The following is an 18,470-nucleotide window of genomic DNA, read 5'->3' as shown; positions in this document are numbered from 1 at the left end:
TCCTCATTTCCCTAATTTAAATACAGAGTTAAAGAAACTATACAGTGCATCCCCAGCAATAAACCCTGCAGCTAAAATACTCATTGGCGTCTCTGCTTCTTTTCCTTTTTTCTTCACCCACATTAAACGAATCGCAATTCCTACCAATACTGCAACGCCTGCATATGGAGTTAAAATTAACAAACCTGTTGCAAACATTACTCCTAGCTGTCTACTTGAACCACCAAGTATTTGTAGGATAGCCCCTGGAATAGCCCATATTAATAATTGCCGAGCGACTTCCATAGAAGTGCCTGCCTGAATCGTAGAAACATAGACAGCATCTATTGGTGGAACAAGATTATTGGCAAAATATCCTTTATAAGTGACTAGCACTGTTAGCAATGCGACTCCAAAGGCAACTAATGACGTCATATATTGTTGTTTTCTTCCATCTATTTCATATTCTTTGTCAGCGCCTTTTCCCCGTAGAATATGACCTGTTTTAAAGTCATAGCCCATATCTGCAAAAGCCGGTCCTGTCGCGGCACTGAATCCTGCAAGTAAAGCAAGTGCTAAAGGCGGAAAACCAATCATCATACCGATAAGGAGGGTAATAAAGGCAACCGCAAAGGCTGGAAACCACCCTGAATGCATGGCAGCAATACCAACGATTAACTCATGAACAAATGCGGCAAATGCAGCAAAAATAAGAAATCCAATCAACATACCAAATGACATATCTGTAATAAGTCCACCGGTTAAAGCAATAATTAAAGCAATCGCAATATAAACAATAAAGCCAATTCCTAAAGTCTTTCTTGCTACTGAAATAGGTGTTGTATAATTCGAGTCGTCTACATCATTTTCCATAGCTGCAGCTACCTCTTGATTTTTTCCCTTTTGCTTTCTTTTATCTTTTCCAAAGATTAATAGCGTAACTTGGACTAACGCCACAATTCCTGCACCAATCATAATGCCATGTGGGATGTAAAGGGCGTTTACATCTACACCAAAAACAGGAATAGAATATTGTCGGAATAGTAAGCCAATTCCAAACATAGTTAAAGCCCATATGTTACCGATAAAAGCAACCCCAAAGGCAGACATCGGAATATGCAAAATCGAGCCGATAACACCAATAAGTGTTCCAATTCCAAGAAGCCCTGCCCGTTTTCCTCCCTTATCACCAGCAACGATAGCTTGTGCTGTTGCTACTCCTGGTGCCCATGTACCTGATGCAGGAAACAGCTTCGAATCAAATAGTTTATATAAAATGGCAGCATCTGCAAACATGGCCAATGCTGCTCCGATGAGCATCGGAATAATTAAATCTGGTTCCCCAATTAGAAAGGGAATACCGATTGGGATTAACAAACTATTTGCAGCCCCAAAAGTTGCAGCTGATATAGAAGTCTGTACTAAATTCTGTCTATGTATAGACTTATATTTCTTGAAGATAGTAATAGGAATTCTAGCAATCAACATTGCTAGAAGCGCTCCTATAATAGATGTATTGGGTGTTACTCCTAAAGAGACGATAATTTGCATCCCGATAATAGCACCAAATACTGCAGTAATAATGGTAAATATAAGGGAAACAGGTTCAAATAAACGAGGGTGTTTTTTTACTGGTTCTACTTGTTTCATAGACTAGCCTCCAAATTATTTTTAAATAGCATTTTGATATTAAAGAGTGGAGTCATACTAAAATAAGTGGTACATTCGATGTTGTTAATATTGCAAGCCAGTGAATAAAGAATATTAAAAATAAGTCCAATTATTTCGTTACTCTTATTTAGTAACAAAGAAAATCAAAACGATTGTCATACGATGAAAAGAAAAATTTTTATCAACTAGTTGGTTGTCCATATGACAACGTCAGTATAACTGTGCTGCAAACTGTCCTTCTGCTTCGACTGCATCAATAACAGGAACTTTCAATTCATTACGCAATTGGTCTGCCAGTCCAATTGTTGAAAAACCTGTGCAAGCAAACACAATTACCTTGGCTCCTTGATCTAACAGATCTTTAGCAGCCTTCAGCCCCTTTTCCTTCCCTTCCTCTTTCAGTAAATCGGTCGTATTTTCTACACCTTCTGGAACTTTGAAGCCTACCAACAGCTCCCCTAAAATCTTCTTCATAACTTCTGGAACATCCTGGGTTATCCCTAATATCCCTACAGGTTTTCCTAAAGAAAAAGCTGTTAATGCAGCAGCACTTCCCGCTCCTATTACTGGTATAGATACTGCTTTTCTTAGTTCTTCAATCCCAGGGTCTGCTGCACAGCTAATAACAAGTATCCTTGCTCCTTCCCTTTCCATCTTTTTTCCTAACTCTACGATTTTTGGGATTGCTTCTTTTTCTGAAGCATTATCATAAATACCTAACGCTTGATCTGGTATACAGTGATTTACGGTTGGCAATCCATATAATTCTGTAATTATTTTGCCATGATGGTCCAAGACTGCTTTATTCTCCGTTGTAAAAACACGAATGACACCAATCATATCCCCACTCCTCAAATTTAAATTTTCTGAATATTTATATTTTAACTTTTCTGTCTTTTTGTCACAATGTCCTAAAAAAACAAAAAACAGAGGGGGCTATTGTGCTCCGAGTACAATAGACCCCTCTGTTTTAGGAACCCTTAAAGTTATGAAAGAATATACAACAATAGTATAAAACCTTCTCTTGGAAAGTATCTAATTTAATATCTGCTATTTCTTTTATTCTATCAATGCGATATTTTACTGAGTTACGATGAATATATAATTGATTTGCTGTTTCCTTTAGACTTCCATTAGAAGTCAAGTAATAAAAGAGCGTTTTGACAAGATCACTGTCATTTTCTTTATCATATTGTATTAACTTACCTATTTTCCTTTCAATAACTGGATCCATATTGACATAGTCGGAACTGTCTAGTAACAACTTAAATAGCTCAATATCTTCATAAAAGTACATTTTTTTCCCTTTATTAAGACTTGATCCAATTAAAAGTGAATTTCTAGCTTCTAAATAACTTAAATGTATCTCCCATAATAAAGCTCTTCCGCCAAATCCTACTTGAAAATCGGTATATTTCTTAATAAGGGGGACTAATTTCTCCATCCATAGTTGATTTGTTTCCGTTGTCATAATAGGTTGATAGGGAGCGGCTGAGAGGATAACAAGCCGATTTCCTTGTTTCTGTGTGTAAACCTTATTAGCATGGGATAGATTAACAGATTCTATAACGCTGCTTAATTCATGTAACAATGGTGAACCTTCCTCCATAAGATTTGCACTTTCCATCACGATTATTTCCCACATTATTTCAGGATCCAATCCAAGTTGTCTTCCTTTATTCACCACTTCTTCTTGAGGGAGAAATATGCCTGCAAGCAGTTCTTCAATAAAGTTTCCTCTTAAATGATTCTCTGTATCCATTGCTGTTTTTCTTCTCATTAATTCTAAAGAAAAAACTAGTCGTGCCTGTTCTACGCAAATTTTATCCATTTCATCCAAATGCTCTTTTTCAATTAAAAATTTGCCAACTCGCTCCTTATCTACTGTAATATCCCACTGCTTTATATGCGTATATTCGTTCATCCTTCCTTCCATTGGGGAGCAAACAATTTTTTTGCCAGCTTTATCTAAAAGAATAATAGGTGCTTCTATCATTTGTGATACATTATCAGCAACCGTTTGTATCCCACTGTTTTCAAGAACCAATGTCGTTAACTTCTTATAAATTTCTTCAGACCTTCTAAGTAAAGCAGCATGTTTATTTACAATTTGTTCCATGACAGCATTTGTAATATCAATGTATGGCACACCGACTGGAAGCTGAATAATGGGAAGGTTATATTTATTACTTACCTCCATCATCTCTTTTGGCATTTCATGTAAATACCTTTCCGGTTTTATTGCTAATGCAGCAGCATTTGCCTGCGCTAATTTCTCCACAAGCTTTGTCAGTAAGGAAAGATCATGCCTTATGGAATAAGCTGTTGTTAGCAGCAACTCTCCCCCCCTTAACCAGCCGTCGATATCAGGAACTTCCATAATATCGATATTTTGAACATTTCTATTTAACCCTTCCCTCCCACTTATCACTTTTGCATCCTTTAAAACTGGGAGTCGTAATAAATCATTAACTGTAATACCCGATTGATTCATTCTTACCACCTCCACTACTTTTATCCTTTTCATCAAAAGAGGCTTCCTAATTTTCGGAAGCCTCGATTCATAATTTTTACTGTACTTTCATAGCTAAATCTCCAGCTTTTGCCCAGCCTGCGCGAAGAATCACGAAATAAAGCGGAAGTGTAATCACAATTGGAAGGACCATACCTACTGCCACATAAATTAAGAATCCATGCAAGCCTTGTGTGGCCATAATGCTGATTGGCGCAATTAAAGAATTCAATCCTAATCCAGCCAATTCATACGTTGCCGTGAATCCGAATCCTAATGTTGCAATCGGGGCACAAATGACAGCTGCTACAAAAGGTGGAATGATTAACAACGGGTTTTTCACCAAATTAGGGAACTGTACTTTTGGTGTAATGATAGATTGTGCAAGAAATCCTCCTAAATCATTTTGACGTAGAGACATCGCTGTAAATCCAACAAATTGTACCGTACACCCGATTAACGCTGCCGCACTTGACACTGGATCCATTTGCAATGCAATTGCTAAAGCTGCTGATGATGCTGGAGTCATCAGCAGGATGCTCCATACTAACGAGATAACCATTGGTGCTACTAAAGGTGAGCCTTGAACCGATGAAGTGATTTGGGCACTAATCCATTCTAGCATTGGAGTTGTCACTGCCGCTAAACCTACTCCAGCAATTCCTCCAACTAAAATTGCTGCAGCTGGAATGGCCACCATATCTAAAATTGTTTTTCCGTTAATCCACTTCCCAACATATGTTGCCACTACTGCTGCTAATACTGCACTGATTGGCTGTCCGGAAACAAGCACCATTCCAGCATCTGTTGCATGCAGCGCATTTCCCCCAATTGTACTACAGACCATCGCACTAAAAATAACTAATGTGTTTCCACCTAACTGATAGGCAATTCCCGCTCCAAATGCCGGTGCTAACAATACCTTTGCTACTCCGCCAATTTGAATTAAAACATCCCAGCCAAATGCTTTTCCGATCGATTCTAACAACAATCCCATTCCTAATGTTACAAGGACTGCATTTGACATTCCTGCTGAGGCTTTATACATTCGTTCCATAAAATATTCTTTGTTCTTCATCATTCTCTACTCCTCTATTTGAAAATAATTATTAGCTAGATAAAAACAAAAAAGCCTGTCCAATAATGGATAGGCACCTTCAAGTTTTACAAACTGTTTAGCGCCTTGTTTTTAAATAACAAAAACTGGACTAAACAATTCCCGTTTTAATAAAGAGGGATTATTTAATCCTAAGAGCATAATATGAGTATAATATTCAGTGCTGTATTTGTTTTGATCTTCATGTCATGCTCCTCCTAAACCGTTTAATTAGTGTGTAGCTATAATATCACCAATATTCTGAATATGTAAATAATTTTTTTATTTCAGTTTTTATTAAAACGTTATCATAAAAATCAGAATGTAATCTTCCTCTTCCCTTTATATAAAAAGTGATTATTATTCAAGAAAAATAAAATCAATATGAAGGTTATATGTAAAATTTTTTTCACAATTGAACTTTTGTTAGAATATTTAACAAAAAAAGAGTGGCGAGTCACTCTAAATAATTTCGGTATTCTTAGTCTCTTTTCCAAAAAACAGAACTACTGCTGCTCCGATTAATACAGCAATACAAAAAATAGTAAAAATAGCGGGAATCGAAACCTTTTGTGCTGTTAGGTAGGGAACTAATAACGGTCCTAAGATTCCGCCAACTCTTCCAATCGCAGCAGCCATTCCTGCTCCAGTTCCTCGGACCTTGGTCGAATATTGTTCTGGTGTATAAGCATAAAGAGCTCCCCATGCACCTAAGTTAAAGAAGGATAAAAGAATCCCTGCAGTAAGCAGCATCGCTGTGCTTCCCGCTAACCCAAACATAAAGGCACTACCTGCTGTCCCAATTAAAAATAGAACGAGTACAAACTTTCTTCCTGCTTTTTCAATTAAATAGGCTGCCAAAGCATATCCCGGTAATTGTGCTAGTGTCATAATTAATACATATTCAAAGCTTTTTATCATACTAAAGCCTTGAGATACCATGACACTCGGAAGCCATAAAAACATTCCATAATAAGAAAAGACTACACAGAACCATAAAATCCATAAGGTTGCTGTTTGCTTCCGATTTTCCTTCGACCATACAGCTTGCAAGCTTTCCCTAATCGTTAGCTTTTTCTCTTTTTCTACTTTTAAAAATTTTGGTGAATCAGGTAGATGCAAACGTAAATATATAGCGTAAAATGCTGGGAGAACGCTTATTATAAGTGCGGCCTGCCACCCATATTTTGGAATAACAAAATAGGAGATTACTGCAGCGAGTAACCAGCCAAATGCCCAAAAGCTTTCAAGTAACACAACGACTCTGCCTCGTTTTTCCTTTGGAACACTTTCTGAAACAAGTGTGGATGCTACCGGCAGTTCCCCACCAAGTCCCATTCCAATGAAAAAACGTAGGATTAGAAAGATAGTTAAGGATGTAGTAAAGGCAGAGAGCCCGCTGCCAATAGAAAAGAGTAATAATGTAATCATAAATACATGTTTTCTTCCGATTCTATCTGCCATTAATCCAAAAACAAGTGCTCCGACAGCCATTCCAATCGAATTCATACTGCCAATCCAGCCCATTTCTTTTCCCGATAAACCCCAATCTGCTTGGAGAGCAGTAATAATAAATGAAAGCATTCCAACATCCATCGCATCAAACATCCATCCTAATCCTGCGATACCAAGAATCTTTCTTTGAGATATTTCCTTTTTCATTGTAATCCTCCCATTTTTCCCTTAGGTTCCCACTGATAGGTATAATTATAAAAACTAACTATTATAATAACACTTGTCATGACACTATTCATTACATTTCAAATAATTTTTTAGTTAAAAGGCAAAATACTTAGCATATGTTACGGTAAATAATGGGTTATTCCTTTAAATAATTCCAAAAAAAGCGCTAATTACTACTATATTCAAGATTTTTGAAAAATTTCTAAAAAAAAATGCTCTCTTTCCCTTTACTTTCTTCCAAATAAGCATAAAATGATTGTTATGTTTTCTATTTTTAAAATGTAAAGGGGAGTTTTACCTGTTGAGTGTTTCAACAAATAAAATACAAAATCAGTCTCTTTTTAATATATCTTGGCCACTGTTTATTGAACTTGCTTTACACATGGGTATGGGAGTAACTGCTACCTTAATGCTAAGCCATTATTCTGACAGCGCAGCTGCAGGTGTAGGAGTTGCCAATCAGCTTCTTGGGATTTTTATTCTAGTCTTTAATGTAACGTCTATTGCTGCCATGATACTAATCGGGCAAAAACTTGGGGCTAATGAGCTTAATCTTGCTAGAAGGTTTGCACGCTCTGCGGTTGGTTTAAACTTCTGGTTCGGCATAATTATTGCAGCCCTCGTTGTTATCTTCGGTGAACATTTATTACAACTTTTCGATATTCGCGGTGAAGTATTAGAATATGGATTAATATTTGTTCGTATATGTGGTGCGTCCCTCTTCTTAGAATCTCTCTCACTTGCACTTAGTGCCATATTAAGAAGTCATGGCTTTACAAAAGAATCCATGATTGTTAGTGTTTTGATGAATGTAATTAGCGTATCCGGTTATGCCATTAGTATTCTTGGTGTTTTTGGTTTACCTATCACAGGTGTCATTGGTGTTTCATGGACTATCGTTATAGCTCGTACATTTGCTGTGCTTGTTTTGCTTTATCTTGTTTATAAAAGAATTGCTTTAACCTTTTCCGTTAAGGATTTCATCAAAGTCAATAAACAAGATATTCGAGATATGCTCTATATCGGCATTCCTTCTGCGGGAGAAAATTTATCGTATCAATTTTCACAGCTTATGATTACTGCAATGGTTGCTTCTCTAGGAGATGCCTCCTTAGCAGCCAGAGTATATATAAGTAATATTTCCATGATCTGCTATTTATTCACTTTAGCAATTGCTGAAGGTACTCAGCTTCTGGTTGCACGTTATATTGGCGGGAAGCAATTTGACCGTGCATTGAAACGAGGCATTAAAACACTTAGACTTGCCATGATCGTTTCATTAGCGGCAGCCCTTGTAATGGCATTAATCGGTCAGCCAATATTAGAGCTATTTACAGATAACTATGAAATTATTGCTATCGGGCTACCTATTCTCTGGGCAGTGGTCTTTACAGAACCAGGAAGAGCGATGAATATTGTCTTAATGAGTTCCTTAAAATCCTCCGGTGATGTTCGCTTCCCTGTCATTATTGGTATTATCTCCATGTGGGGAATTGCCGTTACGCTGAGCTATGCTCTAGGAATTACATTAGGATTGGGACTTCTTGGTATCTGGTTGGCTCAAGGGATAGATGAATGGTTTAGAGGAATATTTGCCTTCAGACGCTGGAAGTCAAAACCTTGGGAACGAGTGAAAGTTAATCGTTCGATTTCGGAAAGGTCTATGTAAAAGAGTGTTTTTACATAGACCTTTTTTTGGGTTTGGCTGATAAATTGTATTTTTCGCGAATTTTCTCTTCTTTTTCGCGAATTTCTCAAGTGTTTTCGCGAATACTTTCCCTCTTTTCGCGAATACCCTCCCCAATAATGTTCATATTATCCCCTTCTCCTACTTTTTCCCTAATTATTGAATTAATTATTGAAAAGCGCTTTCATTCCATTTATAATATCACTAAACCGGTTTACTAAATCGTTTTATGAAAGGTGAGATATAAATGTCTGCTATATATATCCCTTTGAACTCCTTTTTTGACGAAAAAATAGCAACGAAAGATTTACTTCAAGCCATTTCAATCATTGCAAAATCAAAAGCCTCCGGAATTGAAATTAGGAGAGAATTATTACATGAAGAGGAATTGCTAACAACCTTACAGCTTATACAGCCTATTCTCCAGCATTCTAACTTATTTACCGTTTACTCTGCTCCCATTCCAGTTTGGAACCATGCGGGTGCTGTAAACGAGCAAGCACTTCATACTATCTTGGAGGAGAGCAGGATTCTCTCAGCAAAATGGGTTAAGCTCCCCCTGGGACATTATTTGGAGAACAAATCAGAGCTGCACTCCTTATGGAAAATCATCCAGAACTACCCTTCTCTTTCCTTATTAGTGGAAAATGATCAAACAATGGAAGGGGGAAAAATCCAGCCGTTAGCATCCTTTTTTGAAAACGCTTCTAATTTGGAGATGCCAATCAAAATGACATTTGATATAGGCAACTGGATAATTCAGGAGGAAGATGCATTGACAGCATTTCAAATTTTCCAACCATATATTTTTTATTTTCATTTAAAACATGTATTTAAACAAGGCAAGCATTTTTTTACCGATCCCTTACCACTTGATCCAAATGCATTTTGGCGAAAAATGGATTATTTGATTCCGGCTGCCATTCCGAGAGCATTGGAGTTTTCCTTGGAGAGATCAAGCTTGGAGATTAATAAATTTATAGAGATTGTCCATGCAAATCAAGGGAGGGAAAAATCACATGCACTCAATTGATGTCATTACATTTGGCGAAGCCATGGCAATGTTTATAGCCGACTCTTGCGGCCCACTACATGAGGTACAGCATTTTACAATGGAACTGGCAGGTGCGGAAACAAATGTAGCAATCGGCTTAGCTAAATTAGGATATAAAGCTAGCTTTGTAAGTAAAGTTGGTGCTGATGCCTTTGGAAAATTTATAAGGGAAAACCTCCAAAGGAATCGAGTTCATATAGAACAAATCATGACAGATGCATATTTCCCAACTGGATTTCAATTAAAGTCACGGGTAACCAAAGGTGATCCAGAAGTCCAATATTTCCGAAAAGGCTCTGCTGCAAGCCATCTAGCTATCGCGGACTTTGATGAAGATTATTTTCAGAAAGCAAAGCATCTGCATATGACTGGGATTCCATTAGCACTTTCCTTAGAAACTAGAGATTTTGCTCAGCATGCTTTATCGTTTTTTAAAAGGGAGCGTAAAAAGGTTTCTTTTGATCCAAATTTAAGGCCAAATCTTTGGAATTCAGAAAAGGAAATGGTAGATACCATCAATTTCTTCGCAAAACAAGCGAACTATGTATTACCAGGATTAGAGGAAGGCATCAAACTAACGGGCTATCAAACACCTGCTGATATTGGTTCCTATTATTTAGACGCTGGCGTGGAATTAGTTATCATCAAACTTGGCGCGCAAGGTGCCTATTATAAATCCCCTACAGAAGAAGGAACCATCTATGGCTATCCTGTAGCAAAGGTGATTGATACAGTTGGTGCAGGGGACGGCTTTGCTGTTGGAGTAATAAGTGGGTTCTTAGAGGGTCTTACTGTAGAGGAATCCGTGCAGCGAGGAAATGCAATTGGCGCGTTAGCTGTACAATCGCTTGGTGACAATACTGGCTATCCGGATAAACAAGAACTTAGGCATTTTATAAACAATCAATCTCAAAGGAGTGTACGTATATGAATACCCTTTCTAAAAAAAGATGGATTCGTCTTATCCCGATTGTTTTTATTACTTATAGCTTAGCTTATTTAGACAGAGCAAATTATAGTTTTGGAGCTGCTGGCGGCTTGGCAGAGGATTTAAATATTACTGCGGCTACCTCTTCTCTGCTTGGCGCGTTATTCTTTTTAGGATATTTCTTCTTTCAAATTCCAGGAGCTCATTACGCAGAGAATAAGAGCGCAAAAAAACTAATATTTTGGTCATTAATCCTTTGGGGCTTCTTAGCAACAGCCACTGGCCTCATTTCCAATGTGAACATATTATTCGTTATACGCTTTAGCTTAGGGGTAGTAGAAAGTGCTGTTATGCCTGCGATGCTAGTATTTCTAAGTCATTGGTTTACAAAGGCAGAGCGTTCTCGCGCAAATACCTTCCTCATTCTAGGAAATCCGGCAACCGTTTTATGGATGAGTATTGTATCTGGTTATATTCTTGAATCTCTCGGTTGGAGATGGATGTTTATATTAGAAGGTTTACCTGCCGTTATCTGGGCATTTTTATGGTGGAAACTAGTCAATGATCATCCGAAAGAAGCAAAATGGCTTAATAGCGACGAAAAGGCTGCCATTCATCAAGCTTTGTTAGAAGAACAAAAAGAACTTAAACCAGTTAAGGACTATCGTGAAGCATTTAAGTCAAAGACTGTTATCCTGCTTAGTCTTCAATATGCACTTTGGAGTATTGGCGTATATGGTTTTGTGATGTGGCTTCCTACTATTATTAATTCAGCCCCAAATGCAAGTATTGTAACAACGGGCTGGCTTGCATCAATTCCTTATGTACTAGCATGTGTGTTAATGTTAGCGGTTTCTTATTTCTCAGATAAATATCAAAATCGCAAACTTTTTGTCTATCCATTTCTCTTAATTGGAGCAATTTGCTTCTATGGCTCCTATTTAATTGGCACAAGTAATTTCTGGTTATCCTTTATTCTCCTTTCTATTGCTGGAGGAGCAATGTATGCACCTTATGGCCCTTTCTTTGCGATTATTCCAGAAATCCTTCCTAGAAACGTCTCTGGCGGGGCAATGGCATTAATCAATAGTATGGGAGCATTAGGTTCTTTCGCTGGAGCCTATATCGTTGGCTATTTAAATGATTTAACTGGTGGTTTTGGAGCTTCTTATAATTTCATGGCAATATCCTTATTATTGTCAGCTATTTTAACAATTATTGCTACAAAAAAGGAAAAGAAGGTAATAGAAAAATTAGCACAACAACCATTGCATGACTAATTTTTAAGCGTTTTCCTCTTTCGCTTTCTTGTAACGGTAGATTGTTTTATACTAAAAAAGAATCTATTAAAGTAGCGAGAGAGGAAAACAAATGGCGAAAGTAACCATGGCGGATGTAGCGAAATATGCAGGTGTCTCTAAAAGCACCGTTTCACAATATATCAACAAGCGTTATGAATATATGGGAGAAGACACAAGGAAAAAAATCAAAAGTGCCATTGAACAACTAGGGTATCATCCCAATTATATTGCACGGAGCCTAAAACAAAAGAAAACTTCTATGATTGGAATTATTGTTGCTGATATTGTCCATCGATTTTCGACAGAAATCTGCCGTTCTATTGAAGATTACTGTTTCGAACATGATTATCAGGCAATCATCTGCAACGCTGATAACAATCCCAAAAAGGAACGAACATATATAGAAACATTGCGTGCCAAACAGGTAGATGGTCTGATTATTTTTCCAACAGGGCAAAACACCGATATTTATGCCAAAATGATAGAGGAAGATTATCCCGTTGTCTTTATGGATCGAGATATTCCGGAAATAGATGCTCCTTTTATTCTATCCACAAATGTAGAATCAAGCTATCACGCAATTAAATTATTTTTGGAAAATGGGCACAGAAATATAGCTATTTTGACACAGCCATTAACTATTTCGACAAGAAAAGAACGAATTGAAGGCTATAAGAAAGCTTTGCTAGAAAACTCTATAGACATTTGCGAAGACAATATTATTAGCTCAGAAATAGAAAATGTGAAGAATGAATTACATCACCTATTTCAAAAAAAGAACCCACCTACTGCTATTCTAGCAGGTAATGATTTAGTGTTCTTAGAGACTTTAGCATTTTTACAGGAAAAGAAACTACGTATTCCTGAAGATGTATCCCTAATTGTTTTTGATAATTTTCCTTTTGCACATCTTTCTAATCCTCCAATGACTATGATTGCACAGCCTGCATTTGAAATGGGAAAAAAGGCTACGGAAATATTATTAAAACAAGTTAACAAGGAACATTTTAAAGTAGAAAAAATTATTTATCCTTGTGAATTAATTGTTAGACAATCCTCAATAAAGAAAATATAAAAGATCTATCTGAGAAGCGTTCCTTCTAAACTTATTGAGATGAGCAGAATAACGCTTCTATACTGTTCCATTAATCTATTAAAAATTTTTACCGTTTAAATAAACCGGTTTAGTATTGAAAGAAAGGACGGTTAACAATGATTATTCAATTAGCTTTGGACCGATTAACTATTTCTGAAGCAATTCGTATAGCCCAGTTAGTAGAAGCTGATATTGACTGGATTGAAGTTGGGACCTCTCTAATCAAGGAATTTGGAATAGACAGCGTCCGCCAAATGAGAAAAGCATTTCCTCATAAAAAAATCCTTGCTGACACGAAAACAATGGATAATGCGAAATATGAAGCAGAGATTAGCTTTGCTGCCGGGGCAGATATCATCACAGTTATGGGAACAGCCCCAAAAGTAACCATTGAGACATGTATGGAAGTAGCAAAAAAGAAGCAAAAAAAAGTAATGATTGATTTATTAAACACGTCCAGAGAACAAATGATATCACTTGCCACGATTAAGGATGCTATTTTTTGCTACCATATAAGTAAGGATGAGCAAGAATTAAATGGGAAAAGCGAATGGGAAACCGGCACTTTCTGCCTAACCCCAATTGCAGCGGCAGGCGGAATTACTATCGATTCTATCCCACAGCTTCAAAAAAGCGGCATCGATATAGCCATTATTGGCTCCGCTATTACGAAGGCTGCCGATCCAGCAAAGGTAGCAAGACAATTTAATCAGGAGGTATTATCCAATGAGTAAGCTTACAGCTATTCAACAGGAAATTCAAGTCGTTTTGTCACAAGTCAATGAGAACTTATTAATTGATACAGCCGCATTAATTAGAGAAAAAAGAAGAATTTTTGTCGTGGGAGAAGGACGATCTGGGCTCATGGCCAAATCCTTTGCCATGAGATTAATGCATTTAGGAGCAACCGTTTATGTAGTGGGAGAGACCATTACTCCTGCTCTTTCTTCTGAAGATATATTAGTCGCTATTTCTGGTTCTGGGAAAACAAAGTCTGTTATTTGGACGGCTGAAACGGCTCATAAACTAGGGTGCACTGTGTTAGTCTTAACTACTGATCCTAGCTCTCCACTTGTGGAAGAAGCAACCCATACAATCTGCATTCCGGCAAGCACGAAATATCGGCAGGCAAATGAGATGAAGTCTATCCAGCCCTTAGGCTCATTATTTGATCAGTGTGCGCATATTATCTTTGATACCATTTGTCTAAATTTTGCTGAGCTAAACGAGATTGGATTTGAGGAAGCCTTTAAGAGACACAGCAATATGGAATAATGGCTTGATAAATACCCGTAGAAGCGAGTGACTGTGTGTACATGCTCCTTAGCGGGTATTTTTTATTGTTCCTCTTTTGAAGAGCATATCGGCTGTTTTTTATCATAAGAGAACAATCCTCTTATTATCACTGCTATTTTTGCCCTCGCCAAAACAAGAATTGACAATTGCTAAAAATGGTTAAATCACTCTACTCTTCTAGAATGGTCGATTCACGAACAATGAGCTTCGGCTCAAAAATATGTTTCCCTTGATTTTTGTTTCGTTCATTAATTTTTTTTAGGAGCATGCGTGCACAAGCCTCTCCCATTTCCATTAAGGGCTGCTTAATTGTGGTAATTTTCGGTGATGAGATTCTATCTAGAAAGACGCCATCAAACCCAGTTACTGCGTAGTCTTCTGGCACACTTTTCCCTGCCTTCTGGATTGCTCGAATTACCCCTGTTGCAATGCGGTCAGAAGCGCAAACAAATCCAAATTTACCATCATTCTTTGATAGGAATTCAGAAACCTTTGCCTCTGCTGCTCTTGAACTATTTGCTACTCTTATAATTTTTCCTTCTATAGCATTCTCAGAAATTGCATCTACGTACCCTGCCTCACGAAGCTGCCCAAAAGGCTCTTTCTCATCAATTCCGATAAAAATTAGCTGCTTATATCCTAGGTCTAAAATATGTTTAGTCGTAACGTATGTCCCTTTTTTGTTATCCACATCGACAAAATCAAATCCATGCAAATTCTCTCCAAATAATACAACTGGAATTGTTAATTTTTCAATAAAAGCATAGTCAGATTCACGCATACCCGTAACAATGATGCCATCACACTTTCCTATATTAAGCGATGTCCTTGTTACTAGCTGTAAGGAATAATGGTTCTTATCCAGCTCCCTGCTCATTCCCGTTAATAAATTCATATAATAAGGTTCAACCGTATCCATTTCTTCTAAAATCAGTAATTTAATCACTTGTGTTCGATTATTAACCAATGCTCTTGCCGCATAATTAGGAACATAATTTAATTCTTCCATTGCTTTATATACAAGCTGTTTTAATTCATCTGTTACCTGCTCGGGATGATTTAACACTCTTGAAACAGTCATCTTTGAGACATTTGCTTTTTTTGCCACATCTGAAAGTGTTGCCAATGGAACTCCCCCAGTATAAATTTAAATTTCTCTATCCATTAGATTATTAATTATTGAAAGCGATTTATTATACTACTTCATTTATTCTACAACAAATAATTATTCACTATTATATTTAAACTAAACTTTTTTATAAATATGCTTGATAAATAACGAAAATGGGTTGATAATAGAGGGGTGCAAACGTTTTCCTTTTATCTTTTTATATTATAATTGTTTTTTGCTAGATACTCAACTATTTAATAATGCAAACGATTGCGTAGAAAGGGAGATTTTATGTTAAAAGAAGCGATTTACCATCGGCCTGGCAATAATTTTTCTTATATTTATAAAGAAGATATGGTCCACATCCGTCTGCAGACGAAAAAAGCAGAAATGGAGTCTGTTCAGCTTATTTTTGGAGACCCTTACATTTTTGTAAATCAAGCTTGGCAATACGAAAAAGCTCCCATGAAAAAAAGTGGCAGCACAGAACTTTATGATTATTGGTTTATTGAAATAAAGCCTGAGTATCGACGTTTACGCTATGGATTTGAGTTATCTTCTAAAGACGAGACACTCATCTATACAGAAAAAGGATTTTACCAAGCAATTCCAACAGATGATACTGCCTATTATTTTTGTATTCCTTTTGTGCATAAAGAGGATTCTTTTTATGCTCCCGACTGGGTTAGAGATACGGTTTGGTATCAAATTTTCCCAGAACGCTTTGCTAACGGGGATCCTATGCTTAATCCTGCTGATACGCTCGAATGGGGAAGTACAGAGCCAACCCCTACCAACTTTTTTGGCGGCGATTTTCAAGGCGTTATCGATCATGTAGACTATTTAGTCGATTTAGGCGTTAATGGTGTTTATTTCACTCCAATATTTAAAGCTTACTCTAATCATAAATACGATACAATTGACTATATGGAAATCGATCCCCAGTTTGGCGATAAACAGACGTTTCAAAAAATGGTAGATGTTCTTCATGATCATGGGATTCGAATTATGTTAGATGCTGTTTTTAATCACAGTGGTTATTTCTTCCCTCAATGGCAAGATGTCATGGAGAAGGGGGAGGAATCTATCTATAAAGATTGGTTCCATATTCGTGAATTCCCGATTCAAACAGCACCAATTCCAAACTATGATACTTTTGCCTTTACCCCGTTTATGCCAAAGCTAAACACAAGCCATCCAGAAGTAAAAGAATATTTACTAGAAGTTGGCCGATATTGGGTAAGAGAATTTGGCATCGATGGCTGGAGACTGGACGTTGCCAATGAAGTAGATCATCCATTTTGGAGAGATTTCCGCACAGAAGTGAAAGCATTGAAGCCCGATGTATATATTCTTGGAGAAATATGGCATGACTCTATGCCTTGGCTGCAGGGAGACCAGTTTGATGCTGTCATGAATTATCCGTTCACAACAGGTGCTGTAAATTTCTTTGCGAAGGATTCGATTACTTCGACAGAGTTCAAACATACGATTACCAATGTCCTTCATATGTATCCAAATAGTGTTAATGAAGTATCTTTTAATCTATTAGATAGTCATGATACGCCTCGTATTTTGACACTCGCAAATAATCGAAAGGATAGAGTGAAACTACTTTATTTATTCCTTTTATCTTTCACAGGAACACCTTGTATCTACTATGGCGATGAAATAGGAATGGATGGTACACAGGATCCAGGCTGCAGAAAGTGTATGGTGTGGGAAAAAGAAAAGCAAGATCTTGACTTATTTGCCCATATTCAAAAATTGATTTCACTTCGTAAAAACCATCCGGCATTTGGTAACAAAGGATCATTTATTTTCGTAGATTCAAATAATAATAATATTACAATGTACCAAAAAACATACAAAGAGGAACATATTATTTTCTTTATTAATAACACAGATCAAGAACAAACTTTCACGATTCCTGTTGAAAATATCGATAATAAAAATGTTCAAGATCTCTATCATGATAAAGAGATTATTTGGAATCTAGAAAAAGAATTAACATTGTCTCCAGGTGCATTTTCAATTTTACAATTCAAGGTAAAAAGCTAACACCAGCCTTCTTTTAAAAAGCGCATTCCTCCTGTGCTATGCAAGGGAATACGCTTTTTGTTATTGTTATTAACTTGGCTGGGGCTTATATGCGTTGAATATCATTTTTTCTGGCTTTTATCGCTCACATGAACGCCATTTTTTTCGGCTACCCCTCTTTTTCTGGCTTTCATCTCTCTTAGAATGCTACTTTTACTCCCTCTCCCCAAAACAGCACTTTCCCCAGCCAAATAAAAAAGAACAGAGCGCACCACACACTCCATTCTCTTGCCACTCTATTATTCCCCTAACTTTTCCTTTAAGCGTTCAAGGGTTATTTCTGCTGTACTTCCGACTTGCCAATCTGCTAATTTCATGCGGTCAGGGGTGCCAACACCAACTGCAAACATATTTGCTCCCTTTATTGCTTGAATGCCAGCTTCCGCGTCTTCCACTCCCACACATTCACGCACTTGTAACTGCAGCTGCTCTGCTGCTTTTACAAAGATTTCTGGATCAGGCTTCCCTTTTTTTAATTTTCCGGGATCAACGATGGTATCAAAAAAGTTTGTTACTTCTAAACGATCTAATATCACTGGACCATTTTTGCTTGCAGAAGCAAGGCCAAGTTGTAAACCAGCTTCTTTGCATTCTACCAAGAAGTCTTTTATCCCAGGCAATAAATCATTCGGGGTAATTTCTTTAATTAGCTCTTGATAATAGGTATTTTTATCATGTGCCAGCTCTTCCACTTGCGCGTCGGAAAATTGCCCGCGAATTCCCCCATGATCTAGTATTTTATATAAAGAGTCCATGCGGCTAACACCTTTTAATTCTTCATTAAACTCACGATCAAAAGGAACAGCAATGGCCTCAGCTGTTTTCTTCCACGCTAAATAATGATATTCTGCAGTGTCTGTAATAACTCCGTCTAAATCAAAGATAATTCCTTTTAACATATTCACGTCCTCCTATGAAAAAGGAGCCGCGCTTCCTTTATTCTAGCGCCTTTCTCT

General features: G+C 37.2%; 15 protein-coding genes. 8 read left to right on the top strand and 7 right to left on the bottom strand.

Annotated elements, in window-relative coordinates; all coding sequences use genetic code 11:
• Nucleotides 1-3: 3 nt before the first annotated feature.
• The 5 genes from NSQ89_RS24210 to NSQ89_RS24190 form a co-directional block, all read right to left on the bottom strand.
• The gene (locus NSQ89_RS24210; protein ID WP_047940847.1) at nt 4-1,629 is read right to left on the bottom strand and encodes an OPT/YSL family transporter; all 1,626 of its coding nucleotides are present in this window, start codon (nt 1,627-1,629) and stop codon (nt 4-6) included.
• 231 nt (nt 1,630-1,860) lie between these two features.
• Entirely contained in the window at nt 1,861-2,490 is a 630-nt protein-coding gene (locus tag NSQ89_RS24205; protein WP_061796948.1) for an aspartate/glutamate racemase family protein, read from the bottom strand.
• A 130-nt stretch (nt 2,491-2,620) separates the two neighbouring features.
• Nucleotides 2,621-4,144, bottom strand: a complete 1,524-nt coding sequence (locus NSQ89_RS24200) for a PucR family transcriptional regulator (RefSeq protein WP_061796949.1) — start codon at nt 4,142-4,144, stop codon at nt 2,621-2,623.
• 76 nt (nt 4,145-4,220) lie between these two features.
• Nucleotides 4,221-5,240 carry a PTS transporter subunit IIC gene (locus NSQ89_RS24195; protein WP_047940850.1) on the bottom strand — a complete coding sequence of 340 codons (1,020 nt, stop codon included), beginning with the start codon at nt 5,238-5,240 and terminating at the stop codon, nt 4,221-4,223.
• Between the two features lie 480 nt (nt 5,241-5,720).
• Nucleotides 5,721-6,920, bottom strand: a complete 1,200-nt coding sequence (locus tag NSQ89_RS24190) for an MFS transporter (protein WP_047940851.1) — start codon at nt 6,918-6,920, stop codon at nt 5,721-5,723.
• A gap of 322 nt (nt 6,921-7,242) precedes the next feature.
• On the opposite strand from NSQ89_RS24190, the gene NSQ89_RS24185 reads away from it, so the two are divergent.
• The 7 genes from NSQ89_RS24185 to hxlB all read left to right on the top strand — a co-directional run bounded on the left by NSQ89_RS24185 (nt 7,243) and on the right by hxlB (nt 14,282).
• On the top strand, nt 7,243-8,610 hold the full coding sequence (locus NSQ89_RS24185) for an MATE family efflux transporter (protein WP_047940852.1): 1,368 nt from the start codon (nt 7,243-7,245) through the stop codon (nt 8,608-8,610).
• Between the two features lie 265 nt (nt 8,611-8,875).
• Nucleotides 8,876-9,661: a hypothetical protein gene (locus tag NSQ89_RS24180; RefSeq protein WP_341133395.1), complete on the top strand. Its 786-nt coding sequence runs from the start codon at nt 8,876-8,878 to the stop codon at nt 9,659-9,661.
• Nucleotides 9,648-10,613, top strand: a complete 966-nt coding sequence (locus tag NSQ89_RS24175; protein WP_341133394.1) for a sugar kinase — start codon at nt 9,648-9,650, stop codon at nt 10,611-10,613. The genes NSQ89_RS24180 and NSQ89_RS24175 overlap by 14 nt, the downstream gene beginning before the upstream one ends.
• The gene (locus NSQ89_RS24170; protein ID WP_144544738.1) at nt 10,610-11,890 is read left to right on the top strand and encodes an MFS transporter; all 1,281 of its coding nucleotides are present in this window, start codon (nt 10,610-10,612) and stop codon (nt 11,888-11,890) included. The genes NSQ89_RS24175 and NSQ89_RS24170 overlap by 4 nt, the downstream gene beginning before the upstream one ends.
• A gap of 91 nt (nt 11,891-11,981) precedes the next feature.
• Nucleotides 11,982-12,986, top strand: a complete 1,005-nt coding sequence (locus tag NSQ89_RS24165; protein ID WP_095321987.1) for a LacI family DNA-binding transcriptional regulator — start codon at nt 11,982-11,984, stop codon at nt 12,984-12,986.
• A 137-nt stretch (nt 12,987-13,123) separates the two neighbouring features.
• A complete protein-coding gene (hxlA, locus tag NSQ89_RS24160; RefSeq protein ID WP_047940856.1) occupies nt 13,124-13,741 on the top strand; it encodes a 3-hexulose-6-phosphate synthase in 618 nt (205 codons plus the stop codon).
• Nucleotides 13,734-14,282, top strand: a complete 549-nt coding sequence (gene hxlB, locus NSQ89_RS24155) for a 6-phospho-3-hexuloisomerase (RefSeq protein ID WP_144544736.1) — start codon at nt 13,734-13,736, stop codon at nt 14,280-14,282. Before hxlA ends, hxlB begins: the two co-directional genes overlap by 8 nt.
• Before the next feature lie 190 nt (nt 14,283-14,472).
• On the opposite strand, the gene NSQ89_RS24150 is transcribed toward hxlB, so the two are convergent.
• Entirely contained in the window at nt 14,473-15,429 is a 957-nt protein-coding gene (locus tag NSQ89_RS24150; RefSeq protein WP_047940858.1) for a LacI family DNA-binding transcriptional regulator, read from the bottom strand.
• Between the two features lie 276 nt (nt 15,430-15,705).
• Between NSQ89_RS24150 and NSQ89_RS24145 the strand changes: the two genes are divergently transcribed.
• Nucleotides 15,706-17,475 carry a glycoside hydrolase family 13 protein gene (locus tag NSQ89_RS24145; protein WP_341133393.1) on the top strand — a complete coding sequence of 590 codons (1,770 nt, stop codon included), beginning with the start codon at nt 15,706-15,708 and terminating at the stop codon, nt 17,473-17,475.
• A 278-nt stretch (nt 17,476-17,753) separates the two neighbouring features.
• Here the strand turns inward: NSQ89_RS24145 and pgmB are convergent, their stop codons facing one another.
• Nucleotides 17,754-18,413, bottom strand: coding sequence for a beta-phosphoglucomutase (gene pgmB / locus NSQ89_RS24140; RefSeq protein WP_047940860.1), 660 nt, complete (start codon nt 18,411-18,413; stop codon nt 17,754-17,756).
• Nucleotides 18,414-18,470: the final 57 nt, after the last annotated feature.

Source organism: Niallia sp. FSL R7-0648, assembly GCF_038007005.1.
In the GTDB taxonomy this organism is placed as follows: domain Bacteria; phylum Bacillota; class Bacilli; order Bacillales; family Cytobacillaceae; genus Niallia; species Niallia circulans.
Note: the sequence above shows the minus strand (reverse complement) of the source record. Positions and strands in the feature narration are given on the sequence as shown.

What these genes read in the sequence shown, in the direction of transcription:
- NSQ89_RS24175 (WP_341133394.1), top strand. Translation starts at nt 9,648, where the DNA reads ATGCACTCAATTGATGTCATTACATTTGGCGAAGCCATGGCAATGTTT.
- NSQ89_RS24170 (WP_144544738.1), top strand. Translation starts at nt 10,610, where the DNA reads ATGAATACCCTTTCTAAAAAAAGATGGATTCGTCTTATCCCGATTGTT.
- NSQ89_RS24195 (WP_047940850.1), bottom strand. Translation starts at nt 5,240, where the DNA reads ATGAAGAACAAAGAATATTTTATGGAACGAATGTATAAAGCCTCAGCA.
- hxlA (WP_047940856.1), top strand. Translation starts at nt 13,124, where the DNA reads ATGATTATTCAATTAGCTTTGGACCGATTAACTATTTCTGAAGCAATT.
- NSQ89_RS24180 (WP_341133395.1), top strand. Translation starts at nt 8,876, where the DNA reads ATGTCTGCTATATATATCCCTTTGAACTCCTTTTTTGACGAAAAAATA.
- NSQ89_RS24165 (WP_095321987.1), top strand. Translation starts at nt 11,982, where the DNA reads ATGGCGAAAGTAACCATGGCGGATGTAGCGAAATATGCAGGTGTCTCT.
- hxlB (WP_144544736.1), top strand. Translation starts at nt 13,734, where the DNA reads ATGAGTAAGCTTACAGCTATTCAACAGGAAATTCAAGTCGTTTTGTCA.
- NSQ89_RS24190 (WP_047940851.1), bottom strand. Translation starts at nt 6,920, where the DNA reads ATGAAAAAGGAAATATCTCAAAGAAAGATTCTTGGTATCGCAGGATTA.
- NSQ89_RS24200 (WP_061796949.1), bottom strand. Translation starts at nt 4,144, where the DNA reads ATGAATCAATCGGGTATTACAGTTAATGATTTATTACGACTCCCAGTT.
- NSQ89_RS24145 (WP_341133393.1), top strand. Translation starts at nt 15,706, where the DNA reads ATGTTAAAAGAAGCGATTTACCATCGGCCTGGCAATAATTTTTCTTAT.
- NSQ89_RS24210 (WP_047940847.1), bottom strand. Translation starts at nt 1,629, where the DNA reads ATGAAACAAGTAGAACCAGTAAAAAAACACCCTCGTTTATTTGAACCT.
- NSQ89_RS24205 (WP_061796948.1), bottom strand. Translation starts at nt 2,490, where the DNA reads ATGATTGGTGTCATTCGTGTTTTTACAACGGAGAATAAAGCAGTCTTG.
- pgmB (WP_047940860.1), bottom strand. Translation starts at nt 18,413, where the DNA reads ATGTTAAAAGGAATTATCTTTGATTTAGACGGAGTTATTACAGACACT.